Source organism: Arsukibacterium perlucidum DSM 18276, assembly GCF_000382165.1.
Taxonomy (GTDB): domain Bacteria; phylum Pseudomonadota; class Gammaproteobacteria; order Enterobacterales; family Alteromonadaceae; genus Alishewanella; species Alishewanella perlucidum.
Window position 1 is genome coordinate 1 of record NZ_KB907746.1, and the last position, 7,897, is coordinate 7,897.

10 protein-coding genes are annotated in these 7,897 nt (G+C 46.8%); 1 reads left to right on the forward strand and 9 read right to left on the reverse strand.

What is annotated here, in order from left to right; all coding sequences use genetic code 11:
- Positions 1 to 30: 30 nt before the first annotated feature.
- Entirely contained in the window at positions 31 to 1,236 is a 1,206-nt protein-coding gene (locus tag H141_RS0118910; RefSeq protein WP_019676638.1) for an IS256 family transposase, read from the reverse strand.
- Between the two features lie 99 nt (positions 1,237 to 1,335).
- Here H141_RS0118910 and H141_RS0118915 point away from each other — a divergent pair, with 99 nt between their 5' ends.
- Positions 1,336 to 2,151 carry a hypothetical protein gene (locus H141_RS0118915; protein ID WP_019677844.1) on the forward strand — a complete coding sequence of 272 codons (816 nt, stop codon included), beginning with the start codon at positions 1,336 to 1,338 and terminating at the stop codon, positions 2,149 to 2,151.
- Between the two features lie 31 nt (positions 2,152 to 2,182).
- Here the strand turns inward: H141_RS0118915 and H141_RS21620 are convergent, their stop codons facing one another.
- The 8 genes from H141_RS21620 to H141_RS20655 all read right to left on the reverse strand — a co-directional run.
- Positions 2,183 to 2,455: a helix-turn-helix domain-containing protein gene (locus H141_RS21620; protein ID WP_019677845.1), complete on the reverse strand. Its 273-nt coding sequence runs from the start codon at positions 2,453 to 2,455 to the stop codon at positions 2,183 to 2,185.
- Positions 2,455 to 2,862: a DUF2787 family protein gene (locus H141_RS0118925; RefSeq protein ID WP_008224312.1), complete on the reverse strand. Its 408-nt coding sequence runs from the start codon at positions 2,860 to 2,862 to the stop codon at positions 2,455 to 2,457. Before H141_RS0118925 ends, H141_RS21620 begins: the two co-directional genes overlap by 1 nt.
- A 27-nt stretch (positions 2,863 to 2,889) precedes the next feature.
- On the reverse strand, positions 2,890 to 3,336 hold the full coding sequence (locus tag H141_RS0118930) for a JAB domain-containing protein (RefSeq protein ID WP_019677846.1): 447 nt from the start codon (positions 3,334 to 3,336) through the stop codon (positions 2,890 to 2,892).
- 56 nt (positions 3,337 to 3,392) lie between these two features.
- A complete protein-coding gene (locus H141_RS0118935; RefSeq protein WP_019677847.1) occupies positions 3,393 to 3,851 on the reverse strand; it encodes a DUF6641 family protein in 459 nt (152 codons plus the stop codon).
- A 32-nt stretch (positions 3,852 to 3,883) separates the two neighbouring features.
- Positions 3,884 to 5,899 carry an AAA family ATPase gene (locus tag H141_RS0118940; protein WP_019677848.1) on the reverse strand — a complete coding sequence of 672 codons (2,016 nt, stop codon included), beginning with the start codon at positions 5,897 to 5,899 and terminating at the stop codon, positions 3,884 to 3,886.
- Positions 5,883 to 6,806: a tyrosine-type recombinase/integrase gene (locus tag H141_RS0118945; protein WP_026349562.1), complete on the reverse strand. Its 924-nt coding sequence runs from the start codon at positions 6,804 to 6,806 to the stop codon at positions 5,883 to 5,885. The genes H141_RS0118940 and H141_RS0118945 overlap by 17 nt, the downstream gene beginning before the upstream one ends.
- A 140-nt stretch (positions 6,807 to 6,946) precedes the next feature.
- Positions 6,947 to 7,588, reverse strand: coding sequence for a hypothetical protein (locus H141_RS0118950; protein WP_157611037.1), 642 nt, complete (start codon positions 7,586 to 7,588; stop codon positions 6,947 to 6,949).
- 85 nt (positions 7,589 to 7,673) lie between these two features.
- Positions 7,674 to 7,897: transposase (locus tag H141_RS20655; RefSeq protein ID WP_019676377.1), on the reverse strand; the 224-nt coding region annotated here is incomplete at its 5' end.

Here is a 7,897-nt window from a genome sequence, read left to right on the forward strand (position 1 = left end):
GAGGGTGTTCAATATTCTGTGTCAGCCTGATCACAGGTCAATATGAGCGTCTAAACGCCCCTCGAAGTGTATCGACAGCTGTGACAGCGTCAGATTCCAGTTTTGCACCGGGTGGGTCCAACGCTCAGATGCCTGCAAGATACCGGCATAGAGCAGCTTAAGCAAACTGTTTTCATTGGCGAATCCGCCCTTGGTTTTGGTCAGTTTGCGGAACTGGCGATGCACGGCTTCTACGGCATTCGTAGTGTAGATGGCAGTTCTAACGTAGTCCGGGTATTTAAAATAGGCTGATAGCGTCTGCCATTTATTACGCCAGGATTTAATCACCACCGGATACTTCTCTCCCCATTTAGCCTCAAGCTCGTCCAGTGCTGATTCGGCGGCGTTTAACGTGGTGGCTTTGTACACGCACTTTAAATCCGCCATAAAGGCTTTCTGGTTCTTGCTGGCCACGTACTTAAGCGAGTTACGGATTTGGTGAATAATGCAGTGCTGTATCTCGGTCCTGGGATAAATACTCTCAATCGCTTCAGGGAAGCCTTTGAGGCCATCAACACAGGCGATGAGGATGTCTTTCACACCGCGATTATGCAGGTCTGTCAGCACGCTTAACCAGTGATGTGCACCTTCGTGCTCAGACAGATACAGGCCCAGTAATTCCTTTTTGCCTTCTACATTGACCGCCAGTATGGTGTAAACGGCTTTGCTGATGTAGCGGCCATTTTCTTTGATTTTGTAGTGGATGGCATCGAGCCAGACGATGGGGTAAATCGGGTCTAGTTCCCGCTCACGCCAAGCTTGCAACTCAGGTAACAGTTTGTCGGTAACGGCGTTGAGCGTTCCGTTAGAGATACTGATACCGTACATTTCTTCGATGTGTGCACGGATATCCTGATAGCTGGTGCCAAGGGCAAACAAGCCGATGATTTTACGCTCCAGCTCGTCGGTTAACTGGGTCTGGTGCTTTTTGACGATTTGCGGTTCAAAGCTACCGGCACGGTCTCGCGGCGTATTTAATTCAAAGCTGCCGGAGGTACTTTTCATGGTTTTGGCTGAGCTGCCGTTCTTGCGATTAGGCACTTCACCTTGCTCAAGGTGCTGTTCTAACTCGGCCTGCATCGCTGCTTCTGTCAGTTGTTTAATTAACGGCGTTAAGATACCGTCTTTACCGGACAAGCCTCTGCCATCACGTAATGCCTGAATGGCCGCTTGCATATCGAAAGTTGGGTTGGTCATGTGTCATCTCTTTTTCGCTTAGTTTAATGAAATGACACAGAATTTTGAACACTACCTTTACTTCGCAATTCGTACCGTTCAGAGCTTCCGTTAAAACCGATGAAGTCTAACAAATTCACTCTTTTGGATGGCAAAGATCTTACTGTTTCAAAAAATGTTGCAGCGTCCAGGATTAGAAATGTTTTGTTTAACGAAACTGAGGACCATGCGACAGCTGAAGCAGATATTATAGTCGATGGTAACTATGCTAAAAGACAAGTTGTGCCCGTAATCTTCAGTATTAACGGGGGCAAGCCAAAATCAAAAGTGCCGAAGTTGTTTTATCAGTTAACTTTTAACGAAGAAGTCGAAGTTTTAGAGTTTAAATCCTATTTGCGTGGTATCGATAAATGGCAAGATGCTTTGAAGGAGATAGCGAAATACGAAGTGTCGGTCGCAAACGCAAAGATTCAAGACGAAAGAGCAGAAAAACAAGGTTTTCTGAAAAACCTGTCTAGCCGACCTTACGACATCTACTCTCTGTTGTGTGAGCGTTATTCAGTCGGCTTGAAACCGTCAGACTTTACTGAGGATGGATGGAATTTGCCTACTAAACTTTGGGCACTATTCTTCTGTGAATTTATATTACCTAACTACCAAGGACGAGCATGTAGCCCTGCTGAAGCGGCAAGTGATCAAATAATTGAGGATTATTTGAACTTAAACTCGAGTAGGGTAGCACGAGCTAAGAGGGCACAGAGGATTCGGGAGCTGCTTCTGTATCTGTACAAAGTTGAGCTTGTTAGAGCTTTGGACGATAACAAGTTTTATATTCCGTCAGATCTAGAAGCATTCCCAAAAATTTCAGAGTTACTCAATAGCGTGTACAAAAGCTGTTGGCTCGAACCAATACATTTAAGTTTCTACGAAAGTTAAGTGCTTGCCTGAAGATCAAGCAAGCGTCTTTTTAAGGAGTTTGCAGTTTGTTGATTTGATTTATCGCAGAGCGATAATCGATACCCAGCCACTGACAGAGTTCTAAAAACTCTAGGATATCCAGTCCCCGAATACCTTGCTCAATTTTGCCAAAGTAACTATGTGGCTTGCCGCTGATGGTTGATAAATCGCGCATCGTTAGCCCTTTAGCATTTCGCTGCTCCCGTAACCAATTGCCTAGTGCAATGCGTTTAGGGCTAGCTTTTAGGTGTGCTTCACCGCGTTTAGGTTTGTATGCTTCCATTAGCTTACCTCCACCTCAAAAACCCCCATATCCAGCCAGTAGGTTAAAAAGTTATCTTCCCATATCGGGTAGATTTCTCTGGCAACTTCAATAGGGTAGTAGCCGGTCATGTCCTGAAAGGTGCCAGCGATAAACTCAAAGTCCAAAGACTTCACCAGCTCTGCGCAATCGCCTATACCGGCATAACAGAAGTCGGTGATGTAGCAGATGTCATAACGGCCACTGGTGCCGGTAAGTAGAATCTCAACCGGGTGATAGCCGCCATCTTCTGCACTGTATTTCGGGTCCCGAAAGTTTACGCAGACAAATTCTGCCAGTGGCTCTCGGTGTGGCTCGATGGCTTTAATCAGTGCATCGATAAATCGCTTTGTTACAGGCAAAGCTAAGCCCTCGTACTGAATACGCATAATGTTTACTCCTGAATGGATTAGGTGTTACTGAAAAATTTCGGGATGAGTTTCTTGCAAGCTGGTGTACTGGTTCAGACCGATGATGATGTGGTCCAGTACTGTGATATCCAGTGTTTTTGCAGCCTCAATAATATGGCGGGTAATACTGATGTCTGCCCGGCTCGGGTCGGTCTTACCGGACGGATGGTTGTGAATCAGCATCACCACTTTTAAATTGAGAATGACTGCGGTTCTCAGTACTTCCGCCGGTCGCAAGGTAACGGCGTCAACACTGCCTGTAGCCACTACCTCAAAGCAGTTAATGTCATGTTGTTTAGTTAGGTTAACGACAATAAAGACTTCTTTCGTTTCATACTTCAGGTAGTCAAATAGTCGGGCTATGGCAGCAGGTTGATGTACTGGCATGCCGGTAATGTCGCAGTCGATTTCTTTGAACCGATACTTCACATCAATTTCGCGCAAGGTAGGCATAAGTCACCTCCAAAACCTCTAGAACTTTGGCCGGCACAGTGACCGGCCATGTCGTATCACTTTTTATCAGTGGTTTTGGCTTTCGGCGGTTTCGGAGGTTTTGCCGGTGACAATTGCAATATCTGTGCATCCAGCTCACCGCTCTCAACGGCCTTGATGATGGTGCTAATGACGGTTGGTAAATCCTCTTTCTTGCCAACATCAATTGCCGCTTTGCCTTTTTCCAGCTCCAGCGTTTTAAGCCCAACTTTGATTTCAAAGTAGTAGTGCTCGCTGTCATCAAAGTACCAGGGGCGAACTGCTTTGCGTGTGCGTACAGTTTTGCGCTCACCGGTATCGGGGTCTTTCACCTTTTTATCTTTATAGGCTTCATAAGCCTGACCATCTAACATGGCCTGTGCCATTGCCTGCTGCTCATCCAGCTTTTCAATCAGCTTCAGGCGTTTGCCTAAGATAGGTGGTTTGGGCTCAATTTTTGGGCGAGCGATAACCTTGAGCGAACTCAATATAGACATAGAGTGTTTTCCTTATGGTGTTGGCTTAGTGGCTATTGCACAAAGCCGATGGGGGTTTTAGGTTGCTTGCGGTTGTTTTCATCAGTCAGTACGGCAAGCGCTAACTGACGATGTTCATGCGTCGCGCTAAAGCGCAAACGACGGGTTAAAAGTGCAAAATCGCCGGGTGTTAATCTGCTAAGCGAACTTAGTTGTTCAGTCTCTGACGTTGATAGCTGAGGAGCGCTCACAGTGCGCTTGTAAAGCGTTAACACTTGCGGTGCAGTTAAGTAGTCACACTGCAGCTTGAAATCAAAGCGGCGCAATATGGCACTATCCAAAGCTGTTTCGAAATTAGTTGCAGCGAACAGTGGATAGCTAAAGCACTCAAGCTGCGCCAGCAGTTCGTTCACCACTTGCCGCTCGTGGTGCATGTTTAGCCGCTCCCGACTGGTTAGCAGGCTGTCTACTTCATCAAGTAACAACATCTGGTTGTTGCGATGTGCTTGCTGAAATAGCCTGGCGATTTGTTTCTCAGAGCCGCCGACATATTTACTCAGCACATCCGAGCTTAATACTCGCTTTAGCTCACGTTTATGTTGCTCGGCCAAATGATGCGCCAGCGCGGTTTTACCTGTACCCGGTGGGCCGCTAATCAACACCCGTATCGGTGCATTAGTGGCAACAGCATGGTTTATCTGCTTTAACACGGATGCAGGCTGCTTGATGTTCAGTAGCGACATATCAAACGCCAACTCTTCCTGATAGCGCATGGTGTCATCCCATAGCCCGCAGGCGGTGAGGCTATTTTCAATCACATCATCGATAACGCCTTGTGCCAAACTGCGTTTAACACCCAGCGTTCGTGCCACATGGGAGGCATTGGCTAATAGCGCCGGTGTCAGGTTCGGGGTTTTACTGAGCCGAACATGAAACTCGCTACTCACGCCTAAGCCTTTAAATTCCGCACGGCTCATTTTCTCCAGTACTTCATCCTTGGGTGCATGAACCGGCATCACTAACTTAAAGCGGCGAATAAAGCTGTCTTCTAACTCACCAACGTAGTTGGTTATCCAAATGGTTGGCACCGCATTTTGTTCAAGTAGCCGATGAACAGACTCTTTGGAGTAATGCGTATCAGCGCTGTAAAACAGGCTTTCGCATTCATCGACCAATAGCATCATGGCACTGCCGCCCATCAAGCTTTGCAACATGGTGATGTACTGAATACGCTGGGTGTCTGAGCTTTTTGCGCCAAACTCGTTAGATAAAAAGCCTTCGTCCATGCGCATGTTGCGGGCTTCATAAAGCGGTATAGACAGACTTTGCGCCAGCACTTTGGCAAGGGCCGTTTTACCGCTACCGGCTTCGCCATAGAGTAGGATGTTTACGCCGCTAAGCTTCTGAATGATGGCTTCTGCCAGATACCCTTGAAGCAGCGCTACATCGACATAGCTAAAATCATCCGTGGTTAATTCAATCGCCGAGCTTGGGCAGAGTACATGCTGCAATAGCTGCGCTTTACTATCGATATCCTCATTGGTCAGCACATAGAGCATACTGGCCGGTATCGTGATGTCCTGTAGCTCATTCAAGTAGCGGTCAACAATCAAAATGCCGTTTTGCTGCATGACAGACAAACCAACACTCACATCATTAGCGCTTAAACCGGACACCTCACATAGCAGTCTTTCCAGTGCCTTTTCTTCAAAATGGCCTCCCACAAAATCCACCAGCTGATTAAGCCCCTGATTAATGTTCATCAGTACCAAAAAGCCCAGTGCTGGGCCAAAGTTTGGCGCGACATTAAACAAGGTGCATAGTGTCGCTAAGTTCTGCTCTACTCGGGCAGTGAGTTCAGGCGTAGCATCGGCAACAGTTAAGTGCTTTAGCGCAGTAGCCGTAGTCAGCTCAACCTGACTATCAAACGCATGGCCGCTGATGCGCTTTATAATGGCGCGACTAACGTTCGTCATCGCCAAATCTACATCTATCAAGCTAATCACGTTTCTGGCGTAAAACGCTGCTAAGTAATGACAAGGCAGCGGTGTATTAGGCGGGGTTATCATGCTTGCCCCCGGCAATATCATAGTTAAGTGCCGTTGCCGCTTGCTGCATAAACTGCATATCGCGCTTGTCATAAATGGTTGTGGTGGTAATCGACGCATGACCGGCCATCTGCCGTACCGTATTAAGGTCGATATTCTGCTCTAGCAAGCGCGTAATAAAGGTGCGGCGTAAATCATGCGGTGATGCATTCTCAACACCGATGTGCTGTAACTTATCTTTGATGAGCCTGTACACCAGCCAAACGCTTAAGGCTTTGGCCGGTTTGACGCTGCCGTTTATCAACATAGAGCAAAATAGATAGCCAGGCTGCATAGAGCGCAGTTTCAGCCAGCTTTGCAGATAGTTCAGGCACCACTTGGGTAAGAATACAGTGCGGGATTTATTGCCCTTACCGTTACGCACCAGCAGCGTTTGCTTGTTCAAATCGACATCTTTTAGCTCTAGCGCTACCAGCTCACTACGTCGAAGGCCAGTGCCAAGCAATACTGCAAATAGCGCCACATTGCGCCTACCCACTGCTGATGTTGACCGCTCCAGTAGTGTAAAGAGTGCCTGAACTTGCTGCTTTGTTAGCGCAGTGCCGGGGAACTCGGCATGTTTAAGCTTACTTAAACTACTTAGCTGATTTAGCTGCTCGCTATCGGCAAGCTTCATCATGACGGCAACTTTGACAATACTGCGAATAGCGACTTGCGCCCGGTTAATCGAGCGTGACGCCCAGCCTGCATGCTGCAACATAGCGCGGATCTGCAGCATGTCCTGATAGTTGATAAGGTGAAAGCGCGATTCATCTTCAACCGACCAGTTCATGACTTTGGCGATACTGCGAAGCTGTGACGCAATTGACGTTCTGCTATTAGCCGACAGTCTGCTCAGGTAAAGCGAATACGGCGAAGCTGTACTCATAGAGCACCTCGTTAGATAGTGATAATCAGAATGAAATAGAGTGAGAAAGGGGAGCGCAAGAAAGAGCGCTACACTATGGTAGCGCTGGTGTTGGTGGAATTGCGACCGGTATTTTTGACACGGCTATTTGGTGTGCCCGCTTAGTTTTTACTGAAGTGGACCATGCAATCATAAAGCTCGGTAAGTGTGCGGGTTTGCTGCGCCTTAAACCAATCGTGGTCGATGTGAAGCTTATATTTTTCAAGCTTTTTCAGCATGATATTTATCTGATCCATGCGATACCGTTGTTTTTTCTGGGCAGAATCACGTTTTAGTGGCCGAGGTTTATTGGGCACTGTTATGAGTTTTGACTGTTTCGCTAGAGTGTTTATAACCCCATCTTCAAGAAATGTTTGTTTATCCTCGTCAAACTCCCGATAAAGTAATGGGCTGAAAAACTTTTTGCCGCGAAACATATACGTAATCGTGTTTAAATCCTTAAGCTTAATCTTGCGGCCGTTATTACCCTGCGGTTTATAACACCATTCATAGCGAGACAGAACAAAAGGGTTACCTTCAGGACTTAAAAGTACTGTGATATGTTTCTGTTTCTTCACCAACTGCTTTAGAACTTTGTCGTAAACTAAAATGTGAGTCTTATCAAGGCCACCGATGTATTGCGTTGCGGCATTTATGTCGCCGTAATCAATGTGGGCGTGGTTTGTGTATGTTTTGTAATTACATACATTCGCCTGTCCGACGATTAACATAGGCACTGGGATGCCAACCGTATCTATGGCCAAATCCACCCGAGTAATAACCGCTTTCTGTAGTGTTTTTAGTAGGCAATCGAGAGACTATAAAATCTTCTGTGTAAGTGGCTGTTTATCATAACGATACTCGGTCACCGTACATGATCATAAACTGCGTCATGGCAGGCTTCCAATCTCGCAGTGGCATTGTCCACTTTTTAGCAATCTGGTGTAAAGCCAGATACAACAACTTCAGCACTGCATCATCATTCGGGAATGACCTTCTGGTCTTGGTGACCTGACGCAGGCTGGCATTGAGAGATTCGATGGCGTTGGTGGTATAAATGACCTTGCGTATCT